The 23,490-nt window shown below is 64.1% G+C and carries 24 protein-coding genes; 15 read left to right on the top strand and 9 right to left on the bottom strand.

Annotated elements, in window-relative coordinates:
* Positions 1-4: 4 nt before the first annotated feature.
* Positions 5-223 (bottom strand): SlyX family protein, encoded by a 219-nt coding sequence (locus UNPA324_RS23095; RefSeq protein ID WP_128916554.1) that lies wholly within the window; start codon positions 221-223, stop codon positions 5-7.
* Positions 213-980: an oxygen-dependent tRNA uridine(34) hydroxylase TrhO gene (gene trhO / locus UNPA324_RS23100; protein WP_128916555.1), complete on the bottom strand. Its 768-nt coding sequence runs from the start codon at positions 978-980 to the stop codon at positions 213-215. Before trhO ends, UNPA324_RS23095 begins: the two co-directional genes overlap by 11 nt.
* A 196-nt stretch (positions 981-1,176) precedes the next feature.
* Here trhO and ggt point away from each other — a divergent pair, with 196 nt between their 5' ends.
* From ggt to UNPA324_RS23125, 5 genes are all read left to right on the top strand, one after another.
* Complete coding sequence (gene ggt, locus UNPA324_RS23105) at positions 1,177-2,763, top strand: gamma-glutamyltransferase (RefSeq protein ID WP_141936088.1); 1,587 nt, start codon at positions 1,177-1,179, stop codon at positions 2,761-2,763.
* Between the two features lie 166 nt (positions 2,764-2,929).
* Entirely contained in the window at positions 2,930-3,544 is a 615-nt protein-coding gene (locus UNPA324_RS23110; protein ID WP_141936090.1) for a (2Fe-2S)-binding protein, read from the top strand.
* A 4-nt stretch (positions 3,545-3,548) separates the two neighbouring features.
* The gene (locus UNPA324_RS23115; protein ID WP_141936093.1) at positions 3,549-4,565 is read left to right on the top strand and encodes an FAD binding domain-containing protein; all 1,017 of its coding nucleotides are present in this window, start codon (positions 3,549-3,551) and stop codon (positions 4,563-4,565) included.
* 2 nt (positions 4,566-4,567) lie between these two features.
* Positions 4,568-6,859, top strand: coding sequence for a xanthine dehydrogenase family protein molybdopterin-binding subunit (locus UNPA324_RS23120; RefSeq protein ID WP_141936095.1), 2,292 nt, complete (start codon positions 4,568-4,570; stop codon positions 6,857-6,859).
* Between the two features lie 61 nt (positions 6,860-6,920).
* A complete protein-coding gene (locus UNPA324_RS23125) occupies positions 6,921-7,385 on the top strand; it encodes an FKBP-type peptidyl-prolyl cis-trans isomerase (RefSeq protein WP_018323238.1) in 465 nt (154 codons plus the stop codon).
* Between the two features lie 168 nt (positions 7,386-7,553).
* On the opposite strand, the gene UNPA324_RS23130 is transcribed toward UNPA324_RS23125, so the two are convergent.
* Entirely contained in the window at positions 7,554-7,772 is a 219-nt protein-coding gene (locus UNPA324_RS23130; protein WP_128916560.1) for a CsbD family protein, read from the bottom strand.
* A gap of 128 nt (positions 7,773-7,900) precedes the next feature.
* On the opposite strand from UNPA324_RS23130, the gene UNPA324_RS23135 reads away from it, so the two are divergent.
* The 3 genes from UNPA324_RS23135 (at position 7,901) to UNPA324_RS23145 (ending at position 9,487) form a co-directional block, all read left to right on the top strand.
* Complete coding sequence (locus UNPA324_RS23135) at positions 7,901-8,413, top strand: cupin domain-containing protein (protein WP_080137629.1); 513 nt, start codon at positions 7,901-7,903, stop codon at positions 8,411-8,413.
* Between the two features lie 115 nt (positions 8,414-8,528).
* Complete coding sequence (locus UNPA324_RS23140) at positions 8,529-8,957, top strand: VOC family protein (protein WP_141936097.1); 429 nt, start codon at positions 8,529-8,531, stop codon at positions 8,955-8,957.
* Positions 8,958-8,998: 41 nt separating this feature from the next.
* On the top strand, positions 8,999-9,487 hold the full coding sequence (locus UNPA324_RS23145) for a VOC family protein (protein ID WP_128916563.1): 489 nt from the start codon (positions 8,999-9,001) through the stop codon (positions 9,485-9,487).
* A 121-nt stretch (positions 9,488-9,608) separates the two neighbouring features.
* Here UNPA324_RS23145 and UNPA324_RS23150 read toward each other — a convergent pair whose 3' ends face one another.
* Together UNPA324_RS23150 and UNPA324_RS23155 are read right to left on the bottom strand one after the other, a co-directional pair.
* Entirely contained in the window at positions 9,609-10,763 is a 1,155-nt protein-coding gene (locus UNPA324_RS23150; RefSeq protein ID WP_164935879.1) for a hypothetical protein, read from the bottom strand.
* Positions 10,764-10,765: 2 nt separating this feature from the next.
* Entirely contained in the window at positions 10,766-11,467 is a 702-nt protein-coding gene (locus UNPA324_RS23155; RefSeq protein ID WP_164935880.1) for a FecR family protein, read from the bottom strand.
* A gap of 51 nt (positions 11,468-11,518) precedes the next feature.
* Between UNPA324_RS23155 and UNPA324_RS23160 the strand changes: the two genes are divergently transcribed.
* Positions 11,519-12,949, top strand: coding sequence for a phospholipid carrier-dependent glycosyltransferase (locus tag UNPA324_RS23160; protein ID WP_128916566.1), 1,431 nt, complete (start codon positions 11,519-11,521; stop codon positions 12,947-12,949).
* A gap of 52 nt (positions 12,950-13,001) precedes the next feature.
* Here UNPA324_RS23160 and UNPA324_RS23165 read toward each other — a convergent pair whose 3' ends face one another.
* A complete protein-coding gene (locus UNPA324_RS23165; protein WP_128916567.1) occupies positions 13,002-13,643 on the bottom strand; it encodes an OmpA family protein in 642 nt (213 codons plus the stop codon).
* Positions 13,644-14,138: 495 nt separating this feature from the next.
* On the opposite strand from UNPA324_RS23165, the gene UNPA324_RS23170 reads away from it, so the two are divergent.
* The 3 genes from UNPA324_RS23170 to UNPA324_RS23180 all read left to right on the top strand — a co-directional run bounded on the left by UNPA324_RS23170 (position 14,139) and on the right by UNPA324_RS23180 (position 16,037).
* Positions 14,139-14,384 carry a hypothetical protein gene (locus UNPA324_RS23170; RefSeq protein WP_128917151.1) on the top strand — a complete coding sequence of 82 codons (246 nt, stop codon included), beginning with the start codon at positions 14,139-14,141 and terminating at the stop codon, positions 14,382-14,384.
* 119 nt (positions 14,385-14,503) lie between these two features.
* Positions 14,504-14,755 carry a hypothetical protein gene (locus tag UNPA324_RS23175; RefSeq protein ID WP_128916568.1) on the top strand — a complete coding sequence of 84 codons (252 nt, stop codon included), beginning with the start codon at positions 14,504-14,506 and terminating at the stop codon, positions 14,753-14,755.
* Positions 14,756-14,870: 115 nt separating this feature from the next.
* The gene (locus tag UNPA324_RS23180; protein ID WP_141936099.1) at positions 14,871-16,037 is read left to right on the top strand and encodes a winged helix-turn-helix domain-containing protein; all 1,167 of its coding nucleotides are present in this window, start codon (positions 14,871-14,873) and stop codon (positions 16,035-16,037) included.
* A gap of 84 nt (positions 16,038-16,121) precedes the next feature.
* Here UNPA324_RS23180 and UNPA324_RS23185 read toward each other — a convergent pair whose 3' ends face one another.
* A complete protein-coding gene (locus tag UNPA324_RS23185) occupies positions 16,122-16,550 on the bottom strand; it encodes a ribosomal maturation YjgA family protein (RefSeq protein ID WP_164935881.1) in 429 nt (142 codons plus the stop codon).
* 81 nt (positions 16,551-16,631) lie between these two features.
* Between UNPA324_RS23185 and UNPA324_RS23190 the strand changes: the two genes are divergently transcribed.
* Entirely contained in the window at positions 16,632-17,972 is a 1,341-nt protein-coding gene (locus tag UNPA324_RS23190; RefSeq protein ID WP_141936101.1) for an MFS transporter, read from the top strand.
* Positions 17,973-18,044: 72 nt separating this feature from the next.
* Here the strand turns inward: UNPA324_RS23190 and UNPA324_RS23195 are convergent, their stop codons facing one another.
* Together UNPA324_RS23195 and UNPA324_RS23200 are read right to left on the bottom strand one after the other, a co-directional pair.
* The gene (locus UNPA324_RS23195) at positions 18,045-18,398 is read right to left on the bottom strand and encodes a type II toxin-antitoxin system PemK/MazF family toxin (protein WP_141938985.1); all 354 of its coding nucleotides are present in this window, start codon (positions 18,396-18,398) and stop codon (positions 18,045-18,047) included.
* A gap of 153 nt (positions 18,399-18,551) precedes the next feature.
* Positions 18,552-18,782 (bottom strand): antitoxin MazE family protein, encoded by a 231-nt coding sequence (locus UNPA324_RS23200; protein WP_141936103.1) that lies wholly within the window; start codon positions 18,780-18,782, stop codon positions 18,552-18,554.
* Between the two features lie 167 nt (positions 18,783-18,949).
* Between UNPA324_RS23200 and UNPA324_RS23205 the strand changes: the two genes are divergently transcribed.
* Positions 18,950-20,056 (top strand): efflux RND transporter periplasmic adaptor subunit, encoded by a 1,107-nt coding sequence (locus UNPA324_RS23205; RefSeq protein ID WP_141936105.1) that lies wholly within the window; start codon positions 18,950-18,952, stop codon positions 20,054-20,056.
* A 288-nt stretch (positions 20,057-20,344) separates the two neighbouring features.
* Complete coding sequence (locus tag UNPA324_RS23210) at positions 20,345-23,482, top strand: efflux RND transporter permease subunit (RefSeq protein ID WP_128916574.1); 3,138 nt, start codon at positions 20,345-20,347, stop codon at positions 23,480-23,482.
* The last annotated feature ends 8 nt before the right edge of the window (positions 23,483-23,490 follow it).

The raw sequence follows: 23,490 nt of genomic DNA on the forward strand, positions 1-23,490 counted from the left end.
GAGCTCAGTAATGCGGCGGAGGCTCGTTGGCAGGTCCGGGCGCATTGACCTCGGCCTCCTGCAGCCGCTCGCCGAGCTCCGCGATCTTCCGCGTCAGCACGTCGATCTGCTTCCACTGCGCGGTGATGGTCTGGTTCAGCGTCTCGATCGTGTCGTCCTGATAGGCGAGGCGCGTCTCCAGCGTGTCGATGCGCTCGCTCAGCGTCTTGATGTCATTCGTCACGCGTTGCGTCCTTATTCCGTTCGCGCAGACCGTGGCCGAGCGCGACGCGCTCGTCGAACACGAAGCATTCGCCGCGCCAGCGGCTCTGCGCCTCCGGCACCTCTTCCAGATATTTGAGGATGCCGCCTTTGAGGTGATAGACCTCGGCAAAGCCGCGCGCGAGCAGATGCGCGCTCGCCTTCTCGCAGCGGATGCCGCCGGTGCAGAACATCGCGATCCTGCGGTGCTTTGCCGGGTCGAGCTTGATTGCGGCAAAATCCTTGAACTGGCCAAAGCTCCTGATGCCGGGGTCGATCGCGCCCTCGAACGTGCCCATCGCCACCTCAAAGGCGTTGCGGGTGTCGAGCAGCAGCGTGTCGGGCGCAGAGATCAGCGCGTTCCATTCGCTCGCATCGACGTAGGTGCCGACCTGACGGGTCGGATCGGCAGCCGCATCGCCGAGCGTGACGATCTCCTTCTTCAACCGCACTTTGAGCCGCCCGAACGGCATGGCTTCGGCGGTCGAGAATTTCAATTCGAGATTGTCGAGCCTGCCGCCGAACATGCCGCCGCGCGCCAGCTCATGGGCGAGGGCGGTAATCGCCTCCGGCGCGCCGGCGAGGGTGCCGTTGATGCCCTCCTGCGCCAGCAGCACGCTGCCCTTCAGCTCAAGGTCGGCGCAGAACGCGCGCAGGGGCTCGCGCAGCTCGCGGTAATCCGGGAGGGCGGCGAATTGGTAGAAGGCGGCGACCTTGGTAACCGAATTCGGATCAGACATGGCGGCTCGTTTAGCAGGCGACCGCCGCTCGGAAAACCCACATGCCGCTGGCCTCGAAGGTCTATACGCCCAGCGGATGGCAGCCATTTCTCTGGTATGCCAGCATTGCCGAGGGCCGCGGGAATGTGTCATGTAGACCCGGTTTTTCCCGAGATGGCGCGCCACCTGCGCCCACGCCAAGAAAGCAAGAAATTCGATGAGAAACTTCCATTTCCCCGGCAGGTCCACGGTCCACGCCACCAACGCTATGGTTGCGACCTCGCACCCGCAGGCCTCGCTCGCGGCGATCGAGGTGCTGCGTGAGGGCGGCACGGCGGTGGACGCGGCCGTGGCGGGCTCGGCGGTGCTCGGCGTGATCGAGCCGCAATCGACCGGTATCGGCGGAGACTGTTTTGCGCTGGTCCAGCCGCGCGGCGAGGGCAAGATCGTCGCCTATAACGGCTCCGGCCGCGCGCCGAAGGCGGCGAACGCCGACTGGTATCTCGAACGCAAGATCAACTCCGTGCCGCTGACCTCGGCGCATGCGGTCTCGATCCCCGGCGTGGTCGATGCCTTCGCCACCGTCTTGCGCGATCACGGCAAGTTCGGCTTCGACCGCCTGCTCCAGCCCGCGATCAAGGCAGCCGAGGAAGGTTACGTCGTCGCGCCCCGCGTCGCCTTCGACTGGAAGAACCAGTTCGAGAAACTGAAGGCCGGCACCAACACCGTCCGCTACCTGTTGCCGGGCGGCAAGCCGCCGGTGGCCGGCGACGTCATCCGTCAGCCCGAGCTCGGCAAGACTCTGCGCGCGATCGCCAAGGACGGCCGCGATGCCTTCTACAAGGGCCCGATCGCGGAAGACCTGGTCGAGACTCTGCGTGGGATCGGCGGCCTGCACACGCTCGACGATTTCGCCGCGCATACCACCGAGACGACGACGCCGATCGGCACCATGTACAAGGGCTATGATTTCTGGCAGTGCCCGCCGAACGGCCCGGGCGTCACCGCGCTCTTGATGCTCAACATTCTGTCGCGCTTCGATCTGACCAAGTACGCGCCCGTCAGCGTCGAGCGTTTCCATCTCGAGGCGGAAGCCGCGCGCATCGCCTACATGAACCGCGAGATGCATGTCGCCTCTCCCGAGCACATGAAGATCAACGTCGCCGAGATGCTCGAGAAGGGTTTTGCCGACGAGTACATCAGCAAGATCCGCATGGACGGCATGCTCGACCTGCCGAACGTCGCACCGCCGATGAATCCGTCGACGATCTACATCACCGTCGTCGACAAGGACCGCAACGTCTGCTCGTTCATCAACTCGGTCGCGCATTCCTTCGGCTCGGCCATCGTCTCGAACAAGACCGGCGTCCTGTTCCAGAACCGCGCCGGCGGTTTCCGCATCCAGCCGGGTCATCCCAACTGCATCGAAGGTGGCAAGCGCCCGCTGCACACGATCATGCCGGGTCTGCTGACCAAGGGCGGCCGCTCCGTGATGCCGTTCGCCGTGATGGGCGGACAGTACCAGCCGACCGGCCAGACCCATCTGTTGACCAACATCCTCGATTACGGCTGCGACGTGCAGGAGGCGATCGACATGCCGCGCGGCCTGCACTACGAGGGCCAGTATCAGCTCGAGGACGGCGTGCCGGCCGCAATCGTCCAGGGCCTGCAGAAGCTCGGCCACAAGACCACCAGCGTGGTTGGTCCGCTCGGCGGCGCCCAGGCGATCTGGATCGATTGGGACAAGGGCACGCTCACCGGCGGTTCCGATCCGCGTAAGGACGGCTGCGCGTTGGGTTATTGATCGCCAGCGCTAGTTCCCCGCGCGAGATCAGGAAAAGTTGACGAAGGGCGATGCGGCATTTGCCGCATCGCCCTTTCCCGTTCGGAACGGAGCTCATTGCTTCAGGTTAAGGGGCGATGAGCGGTGCAGGCGTGCGCTGCTTTGAAGATCAGCGGCGGAGGCGTCGATGTCCGATTCATCAAGTTCCAAACGATCAGCATTCGATCGGCGCGCCTTCATGGCGGGGGCGGCCGGCAGTGTACTCGTCCCGATCACGGCGCGCGCGGCCGCAGAGGAGGCCAGGGCCCCAGCTGCACAGGATCCGGCACTTCCCGTCGACGTCACGTTGCGCGTCAACGGCAAGGACAAGCGCCTGCACGTCGACGCACGAACTACGGTGCTCGATGCGCTGCGCGACCATCTCAAGCTCACGGGGAGCAAGAAGGGCTGCGACCACGGCCAGTGCGGCGCCTGTACGGTGCTGATCGACGACCGGCGGGTGGTGTCGTGCCTGACGCTCGCGCTCGCGGCCGAGGGGCAGGAGATCACGACGATCGAGGGCCTCGCTACCGACGATCGCCTGCATCCGATGCAGCAGGCCTTCATCGACAACGACGCGTTCCAGTGCGGCTATTGCACGCCCGGCCAGATCATGTCCGCAATTGCCTGCGTCAAGGAGGGCCATGCCAAGAGCGAGGCCGACATCCGCGAATATATGAGCGGAAATATCTGCCGCTGTGCCGCCTATCCCAACATCGTCGCGGCGGTAAAGCAGGCCGCGCCCGAGATCATGAAAGGCTAGGCGCATGCGACCGTTTTCATATCAAAGGGCAACAGACCCTGATACGGCCGTGCAGGCGCTCAGCGCCGCTGCGGCCGCGAACAATCCGCTGACCCAGGCCCGCGCGCAGCCGCTCGCCGGCGGCACCACGCTGATCGATTTGATGAAGCTCGACGTGATGCGGCCTGCCGCGCTCGTCGACATCAATCCGCTCGCACGCGACTGGTCGGCGATCGAGCCCAAGGGCGACGGCGTGCGCCTCAGCGCGCTCGCGAAGATGTCGGATGTTGCCGCGCACGATGAGATCCAGCGCAATTATCCGGTCATCGCCAATTCCCTGAAGCTGGCGGCCAGCGCCCAGTTGCGCAACATGGCGACGCTCGGCGGCAACGTGATGCAGCGGACGCGTTGCAGCTATTTCCGCGACGTGTCCTACGAGAATTGCAACAAGCGCAATCCCGGCTCCGGCTGTGCCGCCATGGACGGCGTCAACCGCATGCATGCGGTGCTCGGCGTTTCCGACCAGTGCATCGCGACCTATCCCGGCGATTTCGCGCAGGCGCTGATCGCTCTGGATGCAATCGTCGAAATCACCGGAAAATCCGGTGCCCGCAGCCTGCCCTTTGCCCAGCTGCACAAGGCGCCCGGTAACACACCCGAGATCGAGACCACGCTGCAACCGGGTGAGCTGATCTCGGCGTTCTCCATTTCCGGACGCTGGCCCCGTTCGGTGTATCTCAAGGCGCGCGACCGGCAGTCCTACGAGTTCGCGCTGTCCTCGGCTGCTGTCGCCCTCGACGTGCAGGATGGCATGATCAGGGACGCGCGTGTTGCGCTCGGCGGCGTCGCCACCGTGCCCTGGCGGGCGCGAGAGGCGGAGGCGCTATTGAAAGGACAGAAATTCGATGACGGCCTGGCGCAGCGTGTTGCCGATGCCGCCTTCGCCGACGCCAAGGGGCGGCGGCACAACAGCTTCAAGATCGCGCTCGGCAAGCGCGTCGTGGCACGTGCGCTCCAGCAGGCCGTAACGATGGAGATCTGATCATGACCGCTGCTGCTCCCGAGCCGAAGACGAACATGGGCCAGCCTGTGCCGCGCTATGACGCGGTCGTAAAGGTGACGGGACGCGCGACCTACGCGTCCGACATGCCGCTCGTCGATCCCGCCTATGCGTTCCTCGTCACCAGCGCCATCGCCAAGGGGCGGATCGACACCTTCGATCTCGATGATGCCAGGCGTGTCCGCGGCGTGATCGATGTCGTCACCCACGAGAACGCACCGAAGCTGAAGGACTCGAAGCTCTTCAGCAATGGCGGCTATGCGGGCACGACGATCCAGCCGCTGAAGACGGCCGAGATCGCCCATGACGGCCAGATCATCGCGGTGGTCGTTGCCGAAACCTACGAGGCGGCGCGCGAGGCCGCCAACCGCGTCAAGGTCAGCTACACGGCCTCTGCGCCAACCGCGACCTTCGATTCGCCGGGGACGACCGTTGCGGCTGCGAAGGGGCAGAATGCCCAGTTCAAGGAAGACCCGAAAGTCGGCGATTTCGCCAAGGCGTTCGACGAGGCCGAGGTCAATCTGACCGCTTCCTACGAGACGCCGACCCAGCATCACAATCCGATGGAGCTGTTCTCGACGAGCTGCGCCTGGATGGGCGACGAGCTCGTCATCTACGAGCCAAGCCAGTTCGTCTACGGCCTGAAGTACGGGGTCGCCGAACAGCTCGGCATCGACGCCGACAAGGTGCGCGTGGTCAATCCCTATGTCGGTGGCGGCTTCGGCTCGCGCGGCTCGATGACGCCCCGCACCGCCATCATCGCCGGCATTGCCAAGCGCCTGAACCGGCCGGTCAAGCTGGTCCCGACCCGCGACCAGGGCTTTACCATCGCCACCTATCGTGCAGAGACCCGCCACGAGATCAAGCTCGGTGCGCGCCGCGACGGCAAGCTGGTCGCGCTCAGGCACGAGGGCGCCGAGGTGTCTTCACGGCCTGACGCCTATTGCGTCGGCGGCACCAAGACGACGACGCGGCTCTATGCCTGTCCGAATGTCGATAGTCTCGTTTCGATCGTCCGGGCCGACCGCAACACGCCCGGCTTCATGCGCTCGCCGCCGGAGGTGCCGTATCTGTTCGCGCTGGAAAGCGCCATGGACGAGCTCGCGGTCAAGCTGAACATGGATCCGGTCGAGCTTCGCCGCATCAACGACACCACCAACGAGCCCATTAGTGGCAAGCCCTACACCTCGCGCTCGCTGATGGCCTGTTTCGACGAGGCCGCCAAGGCGTTCGGCTGGGCGCAGCGCTCGCCTCAGCCTAAGTCGATGTCGGACGGGGATTGGCTGATCGGCTATGGCTGTGCCGCAACCTGCTATCCGACGCAGATGGGACCCGCCGCAGCACGCGTACGTCTGCAGCGCGACGGCCGCACCCGCGTCGAGATCGCCGGCCACGAGATCGGGACCGGCGCCTACACCGTCATTGCCCAGACTGCGGCCGAAAGGCTCGGCGTGCCGCTGGAGAAGGTCGCGGTCTTCATCGGCGACAGCGATCTGCCGCCGGCGCCCGTTGCCGGAGGCTCGAACTCCACGGCCAGCACCTGCTCCGTGGTGACGATGGTGTGCGATCAGATCCGGCAGCGCCTGTTCAAGGCGGTGATGCCCAGCCAAAGCCTGACGGACAAGGCCAAGGAGACCGTGGGCATCGGCCAGACGCCGGCCACGCAGGCGGCGAAGGGCGACCGGCCGCTCGACCTGGAGAAGGCGTTCGACGCGCTCGGTGTCGGCGTCGTCGAGGAATATGGCGAGTGGAAGCCGGAAGGCGCGCCGCTGGATTCCTTCCGCGCCATGCATAGCGGGCAGGTGCGGCTCGTGGGCGGTCACGCAATGAAGGACCAGATCGCCTATGCGTTCGGCGCGGAGTTCGTCGAGGTTCGCGTCAATCGCTTCACGCACGAGATTCGCTGCCCCCGCCTGGTCGGCGCCTTCGCTGCGGGCCGCATCATGAACCCGCGCACCGCGCGCAGCCAGCTGATGGGCGGGCTGATCTGGGGCATGTCGTCGGCGCTGCTGGAGGCCACCGAGATCGACGAACGCAATGCGCGTTACGTCAACGACAATCTCGCCGACTACCTCGTGCCCGTGAATGCGGACGTCGCCGACGTCGAGGTCATTCTGCTGTCGGAGCAGGATGACCACATCAATCCAGTCGGCGTGAAGGGTGTCGGCGAGCTCGCCAATGTCGGCACCAATGCGGCCATCTGCAACGCGATCCACCACGCCACTGGCCAGCGCATCCGCAAGCTCCCGGTTCGGCTGGAAAATATCGAGGTGTGAGGGGTGGAAACCCCACCCGCGTTGCGCTAGACACCTCCCGCCACAAACGGAAGGTGTCTTTATGCAGCGTTTCCAGCGCGCGCTCCTCACCCTGATGTCGGCGCTCGCGATCACCGTGATCGCAGGCGTGTCGCATTTCGTTTCCACCACGGCCTCGGCCCAGACCGCAGGAAAGACCATGACCACAGCCTCAGGCTTGCAGATCATCGATTCCACCGTCGGCACCGGCGCCTCGCCGCAGCCCGGCCAGATCTGCGTGATGCACTACACCGGCTGGCTCTATGAGAACGGCCAGAAGGGCAAGAAATTCGACAGCTCCGTCGATCGCAAGGAGCCGTTCGAATTCCCGATCGGCAAGGGCCGCGTCATCGCCGGATGGGACGAGGGCGTTGCCTCCATGAAGGTCGGCGGCAAGCGCACGCTGATCATCCCGCCGCAGCTCGGCTACGGCGCGCGCGGCGCCGGCGGCGTGATCCCGCCGAATGCGACGCTGATGTTCGACGTGGAATTGCTCGCGGTGAAGTAACTGACGTTTCCACGTCGTCATGCCCGGGCTTGTCCCGGGCATCCACGTTCTTATACCGCATGCGAAGACGTGGTTGGCCGGGACAAGCCCGGCCATGACGAAGTGAGCAAGACAAAACAAAAGGACCGGCCTTTCGGCCGGTCTTTTCGCTTTCAGCTTCTACGCGAGTCACTCCGCCGCGCGCTTTGCGGATGCCGCGGCGCGATCGATCGCGTCCTTGGCGGCGTCCTTGGCATCGCCCATGGCCTGCTGGCCCTTGCCCTTCACTTCCTGGACCGCGCCTTCGCCCTTCATGCGGTCGGAACCGGTGGCTTCACCGATGCCCTGCTTGGCCTTGCCGATCGCTTCGTTGGCGTTGCCCTTGATCTTGTCGGTCGTGCTGCCCATGAAACTCTCCTTGCATTTTGCTCGCAAAGGTAACGTCCCGCAGCTATGAGGGTTCCGATTTTGGTATGGCTCGCGGGCGCGGCTTCGGGTTAGTTTGCCGCGCACGGAACCAACAGAAAGCAAGTCCCATGACCGGCCATGACCATTCGCATTCCCACCATGACCACGATCACGACGATCGCTGGAAACATGACGGCGTGCGCGTCATTCCCGGCAATCAGCTCGATACCAACGTGCCGTCGACGGCCGGCATGGACCGCGCGGCCGCGATCAATTTCGCGCGCGTCGGCGCGCAGAAATTGTGGGCAGGCACGGTCAGCATCAAGCCCGATGCCAAGACCGGCGCGCATCACCACGGCCATCTCGAAAGTGTCATCTACGTGGTGAAGGGCAAGGCGCGGATGCGCTGGGGCGAGAGCCTGCAATTCACTGCGGAGGCTGGCCCCGGCGATTTCATTTTCGTCCCGCCCTACGTGCCGCACCAGGAGATCAACGCGAGCCCCGACGAGGTGCTGGAATGCGTGCTGGTGCGAAGCGACGGCGAGGCCGTGGCGATCAACCTCGACATCGAACCCGTCGAGAAGCCCGAGACCGTGCTGTGGATCGATCCGGTGCATCGGGATCCGAACGAGAAGAAGTAAGACTGCCCTGGGGGGCGGCCGATCGTCCCCAGGGGCTGAAAAAATATCCGGAAGCGCTGTCGGATGGCTGTCGGCCCATCCGTCCTTGGGCAGAACCCCGCCCAAGGAGCTTCCGATGCCCAGGATGATCTTCCTCAATCTGCCAGTGACCGACCTCAAGCGCGCGACTGCCTTTTATGAGGCGATCGGCGCGACCCGAAACCCGCAATTCAGCGACGATACGGCGAGCTGCATGGTCTTTTCCGAGACCATCTACGCGATGCTGACGACCCACGACAAATTCCGTCAGTTCACGCCGAAGCCGATCGCCGATGCAAAGACTTCGAACCAGGCTCTGTTCTGCCTGTCCGCCGACACCCGCAACGAGGTCGACGAGATCGTCGGCAAGGCCGAGGCCGCTGGCGGGGTGGCCGATCCCAGCCCCAAGGACGAATACAGCTTCATGTACGGCCGCAGCTTCGAGGATCCGGATGGCCACATGTGGGGCGTGAACTGGCTCGACATGGCGGCTGTCCCTCCGCAGCCCGCGATGGCCAATGCCTGACCGCCGTCCCCCGAACACTAAATCCAAGAGGAGCATTCACGATGCCTAAGGTCGTCCCCTGCATGTGGTTCAACGGCGATGCCGAGGAAGCCGCGAAGTTATACACCGCGCTCGTGCCGAATTCGGCAATCACGCACGTCCAGCGCAACGTCTCGGACGGTCCATCCGGCAAGGAAGGCTCCGTGCTGGTCGTCGAGTTCACGGTGGCCGGGCAGCCCCTGGTCGCGCTCAACGGCGGCATGAAGATGGAGTACACCCACGCCATCTCGCTGATGATCCATTGCGACGACCAGACCCAGGTCGATAGCGTCTGGAATGCCTTCCTCGCTCATGGCGGCAAGGAAGAGCAGTGCGGCTGGCTCAGGGATCGCTGGGGCGTGGCCTGGCAGGTGGTGCCGAAGGTGATGTTCGAATTCCTGTCGAGCCCGGACAGGGCGGCGGCTGCACGCGCGATGCAGGCGATGATGAAGATGGTGAAGCTGGATGTCGACGCGTTGCGGCGCGCGTTCGAGGGCAAGTCGGCGGCGTGAGCCGACACAGGTGTCGTAGGGTGGGCAAGGACGCTCTTGCGCCGTGCCCACCATCCATCCCTGCGTGAGGGAGTTAGTGGGCACGCTTCGCTTTGCCCACCCTACGAGACCGCGCCTGCAGCTAATAATTGATCCTTAGCCCGACGCCGCCGTGGATGGTGTTGCCCACCGGCTGCGGGCCCAGCGTGCCGTTGGCGAAGAGATCCACGATCCAGCCCTTTTGCACGCGGAAACCGAGGCGGCCGCCATATTCGAACCAGCCCTGGTTGCCCATGGTCGGCACCACCACGCCGTTGCCGGTCACGGTGGCGACGATGCCGCTGTGGCTTGCGAACGACTGCACCCAGCCACCGTTGACATTGGTCTCGATGTTGCTGCCGAACAGATGCGTCCACTGCCCGCCGATCTTGACCAGGCTGGTGCGGTCGGTGCCGGTCGCGATAGTGGCGTCGAATGGATTGAATGCCACCGCATTGTCGCTATAGCCGGACACGCGCTGCCAGAGCTGCCAGACCTCGATCGAGGCTGCGACTTCGTCGCGCGGTGACACGCGGCTGATCCAGCCGGCGCGGCCGTAGACCGCGTAGTTCGAGGCGTTGGTCGAGCTCGTCACGCTCACCGGGCCGAGGCTGGTGTCGTAGCTGCGGGTGTAGCGCGCCTTCTCCCACGGCGTCAGGATCGTGCCGACGTCGAAGAACGGACGCGACGAGCCCCAGTCGGTGAAGTCATAGCGCAGCGCGAAGGCGCCGATCGGTGCGCTCGTGATCTTGTAGCCGCCCTCGTTGTATTGCGTGTAGGCGATGCCGGCGAGCAGCGACAAATTGTTGGTCAATTCCTTGCGGCCGTGGATGCCGGCCGAGAACGAGCCGGCCGAGCCGAATGCGCTGATGCAGTCGCTGCAATTGACCTGCTCGTTGACGCCGAGCAGCACCGTGCCGAGCACCCGGTTGGTGATCATCTGGTTGAAGCGCTGGCCCGCGAGACCGCCGATCGAATTGCCGCTGGAATCTGCGCCGGTCGGCGTCGGGCTCGGTGATGGACTTGGACTCGGCGAGGGCGAGGGCGAGGGATAGGGGCTCGGCGAAGGAGAGGGCGAAGGAGAATATGTCGGCGTTGGGGACGGTGAATAGCTCGGGTCAGGCGTCGGCTCGCCGCATTCGATTTCGCAGGTCCCCTGAGCCGCCGCTGGGCGAATCTCAAGTGCGACAAACGCAAGCGCAGCGACCACGGTCAGCAGGCCGGTGAGAACGAAGAGCCGAAAGTTGAATTTCGCCATCGTCAGCGCCCGCACAGCATGCCGTCGTCATGGACGGCGGGCGTGATGGTCGGCGAGGCGTCGGCATACTGGTTCACCGCGCACAGCCCGGCACTTGCGGCGCAGTTGGCGGCGAAGGTCCAAGGCGGCGAGTTGGTTTTGGTGATGCTGACCTTGCCGCCGGTCGAGGTGATGATTGCAGTGTCGCCCGGCTGGGTCAGCTGCACGCACTGGAAGCTCGTCGTGCAGACGCTGGCCGCGCCGTCCTGAAGCACGACGACGGAGCGTCCGCGCTGCGAGAGGATGTCGAGCGTGGTACCGCGCACGCCGATGGTCGCAAGCGGCGTCGTGATCTTGTAGGCGGTCTTCTCGGAGTGTCCGGTGACGAAACGGAATGCGCCCGTGGTCATGCGGATCGCGACGTCGCGATAGCTGTGCTCGTCGTTGAAGACGGTGCGGTCGAGCTTCAGCGTGGCGCTGGGACCGAGTGACAGATTGGTGCTGTCGGCCATCACGAAGCGCGCAGCGCTGTCGGCGCCGGTACGCACGGTCTCGTCGCGCAGCATGCTGTCGCCGACATTGATCGGCGTGGTGGCCGCGGCAACGCGCACCACCTCGTTCCGGATCACGACGGCTTCGCCGATGCGCGTCTGCGCCATTGCGCAGGGCGCGGCGCCGAGTGCCGCCGACAACAGGGTGGGGAAAAGCCAGAAACGCAAATTCATTTCGCAACCGATCGATATGTCCCTGATCGTACCGGATCGCGCGTGCTTGTGATGTGGCGGAATTATCACAAGCGGCGCGGGACGTGCGTCATGCTTAGTGACAGTTGCGGCAGAATGCGTTCAATGAAAAACGAGACTTCTATTTTTGTCCGCGGTGACGCAAATTTGCCACGCAAAATATCCCCTCAGCAGCCGCTCGAATTGTCCGCGGTTCCGATGATGTCGCGAAGCGCAGTGATCGCTGTCGCGATTTTCCTGGTCGCGCATCTCGCGCTGCTGATCGGACTGACGACGCCGGAGAAGTTCGTCTTCGATGAGGTGCACTACGTGCCGGCGGCGCGGCAGATGCTGGCGCCGGCGATGTCGCAACCGATGCTCAATCCGATGCATCCGCCGCTGGGCAAGGAGCTGATCGCGATCTCGATCGCGGCCTTCGGCGACAACGCGCTTGGCTGGCGCTATCCCGCGACATTGTTAGGCGCATTGGCGATCGTCGCGATCTATCTATGCGGCCTCGCGCTGTTCTCGGGGCAAGGCCCCGCGATCGCGGCGGCGCTGATCGCGGGGCTCAACCAGATGCTGTACGTGCAGGCGCGCATCGCCATGCTCGACATCTTTGCGCTCGGATTCGGTCTGCTCGCGACCGCCGCCTTCATGCACGGGTTTCGACGAGAGCGGCCGCAGGCGCTGTTCGCGCTCGCCGGCAGCCTGTTCGGCTGTGCTGCAGCCTGCAAATGGAGTGGCCTGTTTCCGCTCGGCGTCTGCATCGCGATCGTTGCAATGATCCGCCTGATGCAGAGCTGGCGCACGCTGTTCGCCGACCCGAAGCCGGACGACTGGTATCGGCCGGACCTTTGGCCCGGCCTCCGGCTGCATCATGTCGCGCTGTGCTTCGCCGTCTTGCCCGCCGTGGCTTACCTTGCCGCTTTCGTTCCGCTCTATGGATTGTCGTTGCCGGATCTGATCGAGGCGCAGCGCCGGATCTTCGCCGACAACACCACGACCGCGATTGCCGGCCACACCTATATGAGTTCATGGCCATCCTGGCCGCTGCTCGCGCGCCCGGTGTGGTTCCTGTTCGACAAGATCGCGGAAGACAACGTCTCCGCGGTCGTCTTCCTCGGCAATCCGCTGGTGTTGTGGCCGGCTCTGCTCGCGCTCGCGCTCGTGCTGCGCGACTTCGTCGTCGAGCGCCGCTGGGACGCGTTCCTGATCGCGGCGTTCTATTTCGGTCCCTGGCTCGCCTGGGCGTTGCTGCCGCGCACGCTGGGTTTCATCTACTATTATCTGCCGGCCGCCACCGCAGCGTCGCTCGCCCTGGTCTACGTACTGCGCCGGGACGGCCTGCCGCGCTGGCTGCTTTGGGTCTATGTCGGCGTGGCGGGGATCGGTTTTGCGGTCATGCTGCCGATCTCGGCGGCCTTCATCGGCACCTCGATGCGGACTTTCGGCCGGCTGATGCTGTTCCAGAGCTGGATATGACATCGCTGCCTGCCGAGGCGGCAGGCGGCGTGTTTCGAGCGATGATGGCGAGTTATTTCGACGCGGTCTTGGTGTCCATGTTCACGACCTGGACGCGGCGATTGATCGGGTCGGCGCCGTTGGCGGTATCCTTCAGCTTGGTCTTGCCGTAGCCGACGGTAACGAGATCTGTGCCGTTGAGGCCGTAGTTCTGCACCAGGTACTTCTTGATGGTGTCGGCGCGCCGCTCGGAGAGTCCTTGATTGTATTCTTCGCCGCCGATCGCGTCGGTGTGGCCAGCGACCACGAAGGTCGAACCCTTGAGCGCCGGATCGGACAGGGCCTTGCCGAGCGCCTGCACCGACGGCATCGAGGTCTTGGCGATATCGGCCGAGTTGTAGTCGAACTGGATTTCCAGGTCGATCTTCGGCTTGGTCGCCGCGAGCTCGGCGATCTGCTCGCGCTCGCCCGTCGAGAGCGAGCGGGTCGAGCGGTTGCGCAAGGTACTCAGGAACGTCGCTTCCTTGGCCTGCGCGGCCGCGTCGGGCTGCGAATCGACGGACAGGCCGCGGGTCGCCGGCTTCGGCTTCAGCGCATCCAGGATCTGGCCGGTGGAGACGTTGTTGTCGCCGGCAAGAGCCACGCCGGCCGTCATCGACAGCGCGGCCGAGAAAGCAATCGCCTTCAGTCCAAAGAACTTATCAAAACGGCTCATTGTCGTATCCTCGTTATTACGCCTGATGGCGATTTGATGCTGCGAGCATAGGGCGGGTTCAAAGGCCCTGATGTGACCTTGGTCACGGTGGCCACAACCGCTTCCAGGCTCATTTTTCGAGTATGTCCCGGCGTTCCGGCGTGGCGGACCGGCACGTTTCGCGGCCGCTCGGGAGGCAGGGCCGATCGTCCAATAGCAGTGGTCGCAATCTCCGCGGGATAGGTTCACGCGGCGGCGGGCCCGGTGTGCTTGAAATCACGTTGAGGTGCACGGGCTCTTGGACCGAAGCCTCCGCACACCGATCGTCGCAAAGCCGTCGCCGCGTGGCCCGGCCGCGAACAGGAAATCGGCAAGATGCCCGCATAGCAGGGCGCTTGCCCTGCAATCGCGAACGAAGGAGCCGAGTTCCGTCCAGTGCCGAGGCCCAACGACTATCAACGTGACTATCAATTCTATCGCGGTGGCCCGCCGGATCGGACAGTGTCCCTGAACTCGATGCCCATCTATGTCGGTGCAGCCATGATCGCGGTGGCGATCCTGCTGTCGACGCTGATCACCGGGCTGACCTCGCGTTATGTCGGGCTCGAAGGTCCGACCGAGGAGAACGTGTGGCTGGTCGACCGCCTCACCGGCAGCATCTATCGCTGCCAGGCGGAGAGGCGCGGCAAGGCCTTGTGCGAGCCCGAGGTCGCCACCGGAAGCCTCGGTGACCGGCCCAAGGCACCGAAGGATGGCCGCTAGGCCCTCCGTCTTCGCACCGCAGCAAGAAAATTGTCTTCTCCGCGAAACGTCGGCGCGAGAAAGTACGTAATTGCGAAGGCCGGCATGACGCCGGTTTCGTTTTACGGAGGAGACTTTCGATGAAGATCTTGCTCACGGCCGCAGCCTTGGTCGCCTTCACCCTTTCGCTGTCCCCGGCATCTGCCGCGATGATGGCGTGCACCAAGGACAACATGATGAAGTCCGCCGCGATGATGGGCGCGCCCGATACCCCGGCCAAGATGGCGTCGAACAAGGAAATGGCCATGGCCAACGCCGACATGAGCAATGGCAAGATGAAGAGCGCCTGCATGCATTACATGAAGTCGCAGAAGGCCATGATGGCGAAGTAGGCCTGGGCGGCGTCGAACGGCCGCGCTGTCAGCAGATGGCAGCGCGGTCTTTTCTTTCGGCGTTTTGCCTGCGCTTCTTTCTCCCGGCGCGAATCCCGTTACATTGCGTTCTGCAATGTCACGCACGCCCAAACCCCACCCCCTCACCACGACACAGGCCCGGCAGATCTGGCTGCATGCCCAGCGGCTGGATGAGCGCACCCCGTTCGGCGAGGGAGCAAAGGCCGTCGCGGATGCGGTCGCCCATCTCGGTTATGTGCAGATCGACACCATCAACGTCATCGAGCGCTGCCATCATCACATCCTGTTCAGCCGTATCCCTTCCTATCGCCGCACCGATTTGCGTCATGCCCAGAGCGTCGACAGAAGCGTGTTTGAGTATTGGACGCATGCGCTCTCTTACGTGCCGACCGGCGACTTCCGCATGTTCCTGCCGGCGATGCGCGAACATCAGCGCGAGGGGCACAAATGGTTCGCCTCGGTGCAGCCGGCCGACATGCGCAAGGTGATGCGGCTGGTGCGTGCCGGTCCGCTGACGATCCGCGACATCGAGGATGACGTGCTCACCGAGAAGGAGCATCTGTGGCAGAGCCGCAAGCCTTCGAAGCGGGCGCTGCAGCTCGCCTTCTATACCGGCGCCGTGACCATCAGCGAGCGGCAGGGCATGCTCAAGACCTACGAGCTGATGACGCGCCATTTCGGCTGGGACAAGCTGCCGAGGCCGGCCTCGGCAAAGGAGATCACGACCTATCTGCTCGAGCGCGCATTGCGGTCGCAAGGTGTGGTGAGCCTCGATTCCATCTGCCACCTCGACGCGCCGCGCAAGAAGGCGGTGGCCGGCCTGATCGCCTCGCGCGTGCGCCGCGGCGAACTCGTGCCTGTTGCGATCGACGGCGCCGGCAAGCAGGAGCATTGGGCGGTGCCGGCCGCGCTCGAGGCGGGCGGTGAGGCGGTCTCACCCGATCTCGTCCACATCCTCTCGCCGTTCGATCCCCTGATCATCCAGCGCAAGCGCACCAATCTCATCTTCGGCTACAACCATCTGTTCGAGGCCTATGTGCCGAAGGCCAAGCGCAAGCTCGGCTATTTCGCGCTGCCCGTGCTGGTCGGCGACGAGATCGTCGCCGCGCTCGATCTGAAGACCGATCGGCAGGCCAAGAAGCTCTTGATGCAGAAATGGACCTGGATCGGGCAGGGGAAGAAGACTGCGGGCCGCAAGGAGCTCAAGCAAAGGATCGAGGAGGAGCTCGATCGCTTCGAGCGGTTTCAGCTCGCGGAGTGAAGGCGGATCGTAGGGTGGATCAGCCGAAGGCGTAATCCACCACTGTCTGTTTCTGCAGAGACGAAAGCGGTGGATTACGCTTCGCTAATCCACCCTACGTTTCTCGGCTAGCCGATCGATCCACACGGCAACCGCAATCCCGACCGCATATGCCACCAGATTCCACAGCGAGAAGATTCGCCCCAGTAGCAGCGCGCCGGCCGTCGTCAGCCGGAATGCATCGAGCCATGGCGCGTGCACCAGGCGGGAGAATTCCACGACGACTGCGATGATCGCCGCGACGGCTGCGATCCGCGTCCGCGTGAGTCGCGGCAGCAAAACGCCGGCCAGTAGAAACACCATCGTGGCCCACAATAGCGAGCCGCCATACTTCACCGCGAAAGCGGGGAGGCCGAGCGAAAAGCCGTACCAGCGCAACGATAGCCCGCAAGCGATCGCGAGCAGAGCGAGGATGGCGCGGATCATCGCCATCTGCATCGGCGCAATGGCGTGATCCGGCTGCGTCCCGTGCATTGCTCGCTCCATTGACTCTTCGCCCACGATGCTCAAAACCGCCACTCGGCCCTAGAAAAGCAACAACCCCGGGGGGAAGCCATGAGCCAGACCACCACCTATGCCGGTTCCGCCGGCGGCGCCAAGAACGCCAAGAGCGAAATCGAGACCTCGACCATCCGCGCCATCTCCTGGCGCCTGATTCCGTTCCTGGTGCTGGCCTACTTCTTCTCCTATCTCGACCGCGTCAATCTCGGTTTCGCCGCGCTGACCATGAACGCCGAGCTGAGGTTCACGCCGCTGATCTTCTCCTGGGGCGCCGGCATCTTCTTCATCGGCTATTTCATCTTCGAGGTGCCGAGCAATCTGGCGCTGGAGAAGTTTGGCGCCAGCCGCTGGATCGCCCGCATCATGGTGACTTGGGGCATCATCTCGGCGCTGATGGCGCTGACGAGCGGCGTGACGAGCTTCTACGTCCTGCGCTTCCTGCTCGGTGTCGCCGAGGCCGGCTTCTTTCCCGGCATCATCCTCTATCTCACCTATTGGTATCCGGCCGAATATCGCGCCCGCTTTCTCGCGGCCTTCGCCATCGCGGTGCCGGTCTCGACCGTGATTGGCGCGCCGATCTCGGGACTCTTGCTCGGGCTCGACGGCTTGATGGGCCTGAAGGGCTGGCAGTGGCTGTTCATCGTCGAGGGTATCCCCTCCGTACTGCTCGGCATCGTCACCTGGTTCTATCTCACCGACAAGCCGGGGAAGGCGGATTGGCTGTCGGGCGAGCAGAAGGCCTGGCTCAAGGCGAAGCTCGATTCGGAGATCGCCATCAAGCAGGCGGTGAAGCATCCCTCGCTCGGCCAGGCGCTGTCGTCGCCGAAGGTGATCGCGCTCAGCCTGATCTATTTCGGCTTCGTCGGCGCGCTCTATGGCATGCAGTTCTGGCTGCCGCAGATCGTCAAGGCGTTCGGCCTCACCAACGCCCAGACCGGCTTCGTCACCGCGATCCCATATCTGTTCGGCACCATCGCCATGATCCTGTGGGCGCGGCACTCCGATGCGACGCGCGAGCGCGTGATGCATGTCGGCGCGCCGCTGCTGCTCACCGCCGTCGCGCTCGCCGTCTCCAGCTACCTCACCGATCCCACGCTGACGATGGTGGTGTTGACTGTCGCGGCCATCGGCGTGTTCTGCTGCTTCGGTGTGTTCTGGACCCTGCCGACCGCCTGGCTCTCCGGCACCGCGGCCGCCGGCGCGATCGCCCTGATCAACTCGGTCGGCAACCTCGCCGGCTTCGGCGGGCCGTACCTGATCGGCTGGGTCAAGGAAGCCACGGGCCAGACCTCGACCGGTCTCTTGGTGCTCGCCGTGCTGCCTCTGCTTGCCGGCATCCTGGTGTTTGTGGGAGGTCACGACAGCAAGCACGAGTTTGTGGAGCAGCGACAGTAGGAATTGGCTGCCATTCCGGGGTGGCCTTCGGGACCATCCCGGAAGGACGATGCTGCTGTGGCGTACGGGCTGCTAATCTGCGCCACGGGCTTTTTGTGAGCCAGCTAGTCCGAGAAACACCAGCAAGGCGCGATTGAGGCGTAAGAGATCCTCGTCATCGAGCCGCCCGATCGACGTCCCCATCTTGGATTTCGGCACTGTGGTGATCTTGTCGACCATCAGGCGGCATGCCACCCGGAGGCCATTACGATCGTTCGGTTCAAGCAGCAGGCGGAAGATCGGCGCCTCAGTTTCGTATGTTGTTATTGGGAAAACCGTGACCGACTCTGTTGCGTCGAAATCGTCGTCCTGCACGATGACAACCGGACGTGGTTTCCCTGCATAGTCCTTTCCGCCGGCTGCTGTCCAAACGTCGCCTCTCCGCATTGCTCGATAAACCGCCATCTTGGGCGTGCTCCGTTGCTGGACGTCCGTCCGCGCGCGGACGGGTTTCAGTGGGGCGAGTTTTGGACAAAGCTTCCTGCGAAAATGTTTCGTACCTGAGACCCTGCCGACTGAATTCTGGGATCTGTCTACAGGTCATTCCGGTTCGCCAGGCCAATCGGAGATCGCATCAACGAAGGCCTGATCCTCTTGCTCGTGGGGGCTCGTCGCGACCGCCAGTGACTGGCGGTGGGCTTCGGCCTTGAAGGACGCTGAACGGACATCTGGGACCCAGATCTGGATCGGACGCAGTCCCTGAGCGCGCAGTCGCTCTCTATGCTCGCGGACCTTGGCCCGAGACAACTTTGGCTTAGACGAGGACGGCATGGGTCCCTCCAATGGTTACATGTAACCATATCAAGATGGGAGAACTCTGCCAATCCGGTAGGAACTCACCACTTTAACGATCACGCTTTTCTGATGACTGACGATTATTGACTTTCATCAGTGATTAGTCGACATTCCTCTCATTCGAGATACAGGAGTGTCCTTCGATGTTCGTCCGGTCGGTTTTGTCGAGTTATTCCAGGCTGTTGGTGGGTGTATCGCTGGCCCTGATGGCCGCGACCCTGGCCGGGTGCAATGACACCGTCGCCGAGAAGGCCGAGCCGCCGCGGCCGGTTCTGGTCGCAACCGCACATTATGATTCCGAGACGCCGGAGCGGAGCTTCGTCGGCACCGTCAGGCCGCGGATCGAGAGTGACCTCGGCTTTCGCGTCGCCGGTAAGGTCGCCAAGCGCCTCGTGGAGGTCGGTCAGACCGTCGAAATCGGCCAGCCGCTCGCGACCCTCGACGAGGTCGATTTGAAGCTGCAGGCCGAGCAGGCCCTCGCCGAACAGACCGCGGCCACCGGCGTGCTGGCCCAGGCGGCGGCCGCCGAGCAGCGCGCAAAGGATCTGAAGGCCAAGGGCTGGACCACGGACGCACAGATGGATTCGAGCCGCGCCGCCGCCGACGAAGCCCGCGCGCGCTTGAACCGCGCCGAGCGCGCGCTCGAATTGAGCAAGAATTCCCTTTCCTACGCGACGCTCGTTGCCGACGCCCGTGGCGTCGTCACCGCAACGCTGATCGAGCCCGGCCAGGTGGTCGCCGCGGGCCAGGCTTCGATCCGTGTCGCCCGCTTTGCCGAGAAGGAAGCGGTCGTCGCGATCCCTGAGACGCTGGTTGGACGTGCCAAGTCGGGCGTCGCCAGCGTCACTCTTTGGTCCGAGCCGAACAAGAAATACACAGCCAAGCTGCGCGAGATCGCGCCGGCGGCCGATCCGGCCACCCGCACCTATCTTGCGAAATTCTCGTTGCCCGAGGCCGACGACAAGGTCGCGCTCGGCATGACCGCGACGCTGACGCTGTCGGATGCCGCGACCGAGCGCGTCGCGCGACTGCCGCTGTCGGCCCTGTTCAACGAAGGCGGCAAGCCGTCCTTCTACGTCGTCGACGACAACGGCGCGCTTACGCTGAAGCCGGTGACGGTGAAGTCCTACGAGAGCAACGACGTCGTCATCACCAGCGGCGTGGAAGAGGGCGCCAAGATCGTTGCCCTCGGTGTGCAGAAGCTTGATCCGGGCCAGCGGGTGCGGGTCGTGTCGTCACTGTCGTTTTAACTCTCGTCATTCCGGGGGCACGCGTAGCGTGAACTAAGGTGCGCAATTGCGCACCTGAGAATCTCGAGATTCCGGGTCTGGTCCTTCGGACCATCCCGGAATGACAAGAGAAGTCGAGTTCCGTCGTTGCAAGGCGAGTTTCGGCCCCGGCGCCAATGCTTGGGCTGAAGCGGCGAAGCGATCCAGAACCTGCCCAGCCCCCTGGATTGCTTCGCTGCCTCGCGACGACGGGTTGAACAGAGTGACTGTCGTGTTTTTGGCAATTGGATCGTCTTTTCGGAGAGAGCGATGAAGCGCTTCAACCTTTCGGCCTGGGCCGTCAGCCATCCGACGCTGGTTCTCTTCCTGATGATCATTCTCGGCGTCGCCGGCTTCTTCTCCTATGAGAAGCTCGGCCGCGCCGAGGATCCGTTCTTCACGGTGAAGGTGGTCAACGTCTCCGTGATCTGGCCGGGCGCGACCGCGCAGGAGATGCAGACGCAAGTCGCCGATCCCATCGAGAAGAAGATCCAGGAGCTGCCCTATTTCGAGAAGGTGCAGACTTATTCCAAGCCCGCCTTCACCGCGCTGCAGGTGACCTTCCGCGACAGCACGCCGCCGAAGGACGTGCCTTATCTCTTTTATCTGCTGCGCAAGAAGCTGGTCGACGTGCAGGGTCAGCTGCCATCGGGCATCCTGGGACCCGTCGTCAACGACGAGTTCTCCGACGTCGATTCCATCCTCTACATGATGACCGGCGACGGGACGGACTACGCCCAGCTCAAGAAGGTTTCGGAAGGCTTCCGCCAGCGCCTGCTCAAGGTGCCCGGTGTGACCAAGGTCGACGTCTACGGCAACCAGGACGAGCGCATCTTCGTCGAGTTCAGCCACGCCAAACTCGCCACCCTCGGCATCACGCCGCAGGCGCTGTTCGATTCGCTCGCCAAGCAGAACAACGTGACCCCCGCCGGCACGGTTGAGACCTCCTCGCAGCGCGTGCCGCTCCGTGTCACCGGCGCGCTCGACGGTGCCAAGGCCGTTGCCGAAACGCCGGTCGAGAGCAACGGCCGCGTGTTCCGCTTAGGGGATATCGCCACCGTCACCCACGGCTATGTCGATCCGCCGAGCTTCGTCGTCCGCCAGGAAGGCAAGGCCGCGATCGGCATCGGCGTCGTCACCGCCAAGGGTGCCAACATCCTCGACCTCGGCAAGGAGGTCGAGAAGGCGACGGCTGACTTCATGAAGGCGGTGCCGCAGGGCATCGACGTCAAGCTGATCGCCGACCAGCCCAAGGTGGTCGAGCACGCCGTCGGCGAGTTCGTGCACTCCTTCATGGAAGCGCTCGTCATCGTGCTGTTCGTCTCGTTCCTGGCGCTCGGCTGGCGCACCGGCATCGTGGTCGCGCTGTCGGTGCCTTTGGTGCTCGGCATCGTCTTCGTCGTCATGAACACGATGTCGCTCGACCTGCATCGCATCACGCTCGGCGCGCTGATCATCGCGCTCGGCCTGCTCGTCGACGACGCCATCATCGCGGTCGAGATGATGGTGGTGAAGATGGAGCAGGGCTGGGACCGCATGCGTGCGGCGTCCTTTGCCTGGGAATCAACTGCGTTTCCGATGCTCACGGGAACGCTGGTCACGGCCGCTGGCTTCCTCCCCATCGGCTTTGCCAATTCCGCGGTCGGCGAATATGCCGGCAGCATCTTCTGGATCGTGGCGATCGCGCTGGTCGCTTCCTGGTTCGTGGCGGTAATCTTCACGCCCTATATCGGCGTCAAGCTGCTGCCGGAGATCAAGGTGCACCACAACCACGATCCGCACGCGGTCTACGAGACCCGCATGTATCGGGGCCTGCGCGCCATCGTGCAATGGTGCGTCAACCATCGCATCACCGTGGTGGCCGCGACCGTCGGCGTCTTCGTCGCCTCGATCGTCGGATTCGGCCATGTCCAACAGCAATTCTTCCCGCTGTCGGAGCGGCCCGAGCTGTTCTTCCAGCTGCGCCTGCCCGAGGGCACCGCCTTCAACGTCACCGAAAAGGCGGTGAAGAAGGCCGAGACATTGCTGAAGGACGACAAGGACATCGAGACCTATACGTCCTATGTCGGCCAGGGCTCGCCGCGCTTCTGGCTCGGCCTCAATCCGCAGCTGCCGAACGAGGCCTTTGCCGAGATCGTCGTCGTCGCCAAGGGCGTCGAGGCGCGCGAGCGCATCAAGGCCAAGATCGAGAACGCGGCTGCCGAGGGCTTCCTGTCCGAGGCGCGCGTCCGCGTCGACCGCTTCAATTTCGGTCCTCCCGTCGGCTTCCCCGTGCAGTTCCGCGTGATCGGCCCCGACGCCAACACGGTGCGCGAGATCGCCTACCAGGTTCGCGACGTCATGCGGCAGAACAAGAGCGTCAAGGACGTCCAGCTCGACTGGAACGAGCAGTCGCCATACCTCAAGCTCGTCGTCGATCAGGATCGCGCCCGCGCTATGGGCCTGACCCCGCAGGACGTCTCACAGGCGCTCGCGATGCTGATCTCGGGCTCGCAGGTCACGACCGTGCGCGACGGCATCGAGAAGATCGGCGTGGTCGCGCGTGCGGTTCCGTCCGAGCGCCTTGACCTCGGCGGTGTCGGCGACCTCACCATCACCTCGCGCAATGGCGTTGCCGTGCCGCTGCAGCAGATCGCCAAGATCGAGTATGCGCACGAGGAGCCGATCATGTGGCGGCGCAACCGTGACATGGCCATCACCGTGCGCTCCGACGTCGTCGACGGCGTGCAGGCGCCCGACGTGACCAACCAGATCGCGCCGAAGCTGAAGGCGATCAAGGATCACCTCGAGCCGGCCTACCGCATCGAGGCGGGCGGCGCGTTCGAGGAATCGGCCAAGGGCAACGCCTCGATCTTCATCCTCTTTCCGGTGATGGTCATGGTGATGCTGACGCTGCTGATGATCCAGCTGCAGAGCTTCTCGCGCCTGATCCTGGTGTTCCTGACCGCGCCGCTCGGCATCGTCGGCGCCTCGCTCGGCCTCAACGTCGCCAACGCCCCGTTCGGCTTCGTGGCGCTGCTCGGCCTGATCGCGCTCGCCGGCATGATCATGCGCAACACGGTCATCCTGGTCGACCAGATCGAGACCGACGTCTCCCACGGCCTGACCCGGCGCGAGGCGATCGTGGAGGCAACCGTCCGCCGCGCCCGTCCGGTGGTGCTGACGGCGCTCGCCGCTATCCTCGCCATGATCCCGCTGTCGCGCTCGGCCTTCTGGGGTCCGATGGCGATCACCATCATGGGCGGCCTGTTCGTGGCGACCTTCCTCACCCTGCTGTACCTGCCGGGCCTCTATGCGCTGTGGTTCAGGAAGAGCCTGGACGAGGCGGGCAACCCCGAGCAGCCTGCCGCGCCGCAGCATGGGAGCGATGACCCCCGCGCAATTCCGCTTGCTGAAGCGGCTGAATAGGTGAGATG

The organism is Bradyrhizobium sp. UNPA324 (assembly GCF_006658635.1).
Taxonomy (GTDB): domain Bacteria; phylum Pseudomonadota; class Alphaproteobacteria; order Rhizobiales; family Xanthobacteraceae; genus Bradyrhizobium; species Bradyrhizobium nanningense.

Bases quoted from the DNA above. Each gene is read 5' to 3' on its own strand.
- trhO (WP_128916555.1), bottom strand. From the start codon at position 980: ATGTCTGATCCGAATTCGGTTACCAAGGTCGCCGCCTTCTACCAATTC.
- ggt (WP_141936088.1), top strand. From the start codon at position 1,177: ATGAGAAACTTCCATTTCCCCGGCAGGTCCACGGTCCACGCCACCAAC.
- UNPA324_RS23110 (WP_141936090.1), top strand. From the start codon at position 2,930: ATGTCCGATTCATCAAGTTCCAAACGATCAGCATTCGATCGGCGCGCC.
- UNPA324_RS23115 (WP_141936093.1), top strand. From the start codon at position 3,549: ATGCGACCGTTTTCATATCAAAGGGCAACAGACCCTGATACGGCCGTG.
- UNPA324_RS23120 (WP_141936095.1), top strand. From the start codon at position 4,568: ATGACCGCTGCTGCTCCCGAGCCGAAGACGAACATGGGCCAGCCTGTG.
- UNPA324_RS23125 (WP_018323238.1), top strand. From the start codon at position 6,921: ATGCAGCGTTTCCAGCGCGCGCTCCTCACCCTGATGTCGGCGCTCGCG.
- UNPA324_RS23130 (WP_128916560.1), bottom strand. From the start codon at position 7,772: ATGGGCAGCACGACCGACAAGATCAAGGGCAACGCCAACGAAGCGATC.
- UNPA324_RS23135 (WP_080137629.1), top strand. From the start codon at position 7,901: ATGACCGGCCATGACCATTCGCATTCCCACCATGACCACGATCACGAC.
- UNPA324_RS23140 (WP_141936097.1), top strand. From the start codon at position 8,529: ATGCCCAGGATGATCTTCCTCAATCTGCCAGTGACCGACCTCAAGCGC.
- UNPA324_RS23145 (WP_128916563.1), top strand. From the start codon at position 8,999: ATGCCTAAGGTCGTCCCCTGCATGTGGTTCAACGGCGATGCCGAGGAA.
- UNPA324_RS23150 (WP_164935879.1), bottom strand. From the start codon at position 10,763: ATGGCGAAATTCAACTTTCGGCTCTTCGTTCTCACCGGCCTGCTGACC.
- UNPA324_RS23155 (WP_164935880.1), bottom strand. From the start codon at position 11,467: ATGAATTTGCGTTTCTGGCTTTTCCCCACCCTGTTGTCGGCGGCACTC.
- UNPA324_RS23160 (WP_128916566.1), top strand. From the start codon at position 11,519: ATGTGGCGGAATTATCACAAGCGGCGCGGGACGTGCGTCATGCTTAGT.
- UNPA324_RS23165 (WP_128916567.1), bottom strand. From the start codon at position 13,643: ATGAGCCGTTTTGATAAGTTCTTTGGACTGAAGGCGATTGCTTTCTCG.
- UNPA324_RS23170 (WP_128917151.1), top strand. From the start codon at position 14,139: ATGCCCATCTATGTCGGTGCAGCCATGATCGCGGTGGCGATCCTGCTG.
- UNPA324_RS23175 (WP_128916568.1), top strand. From the start codon at position 14,504: ATGAAGATCTTGCTCACGGCCGCAGCCTTGGTCGCCTTCACCCTTTCG.
- UNPA324_RS23180 (WP_141936099.1), top strand. From the start codon at position 14,871: ATGTCACGCACGCCCAAACCCCACCCCCTCACCACGACACAGGCCCGG.
- UNPA324_RS23185 (WP_164935881.1), bottom strand. From the start codon at position 16,550: ATGCACGGGACGCAGCCGGATCACGCCATTGCGCCGATGCAGATGGCG.
- UNPA324_RS23190 (WP_141936101.1), top strand. From the start codon at position 16,632: ATGAGCCAGACCACCACCTATGCCGGTTCCGCCGGCGGCGCCAAGAAC.
- UNPA324_RS23195 (WP_141938985.1), bottom strand. From the start codon at position 18,398: ATGCGGAGAGGCGACGTTTGGACAGCAGCCGGCGGAAAGGACTATGCA.
- UNPA324_RS23200 (WP_141936103.1), bottom strand. From the start codon at position 18,782: ATGCCGTCCTCGTCTAAGCCAAAGTTGTCTCGGGCCAAGGTCCGCGAG.
- UNPA324_RS23205 (WP_141936105.1), top strand. From the start codon at position 18,950: ATGTTCGTCCGGTCGGTTTTGTCGAGTTATTCCAGGCTGTTGGTGGGT.
- UNPA324_RS23210 (WP_128916574.1), top strand. From the start codon at position 20,345: ATGAAGCGCTTCAACCTTTCGGCCTGGGCCGTCAGCCATCCGACGCTG.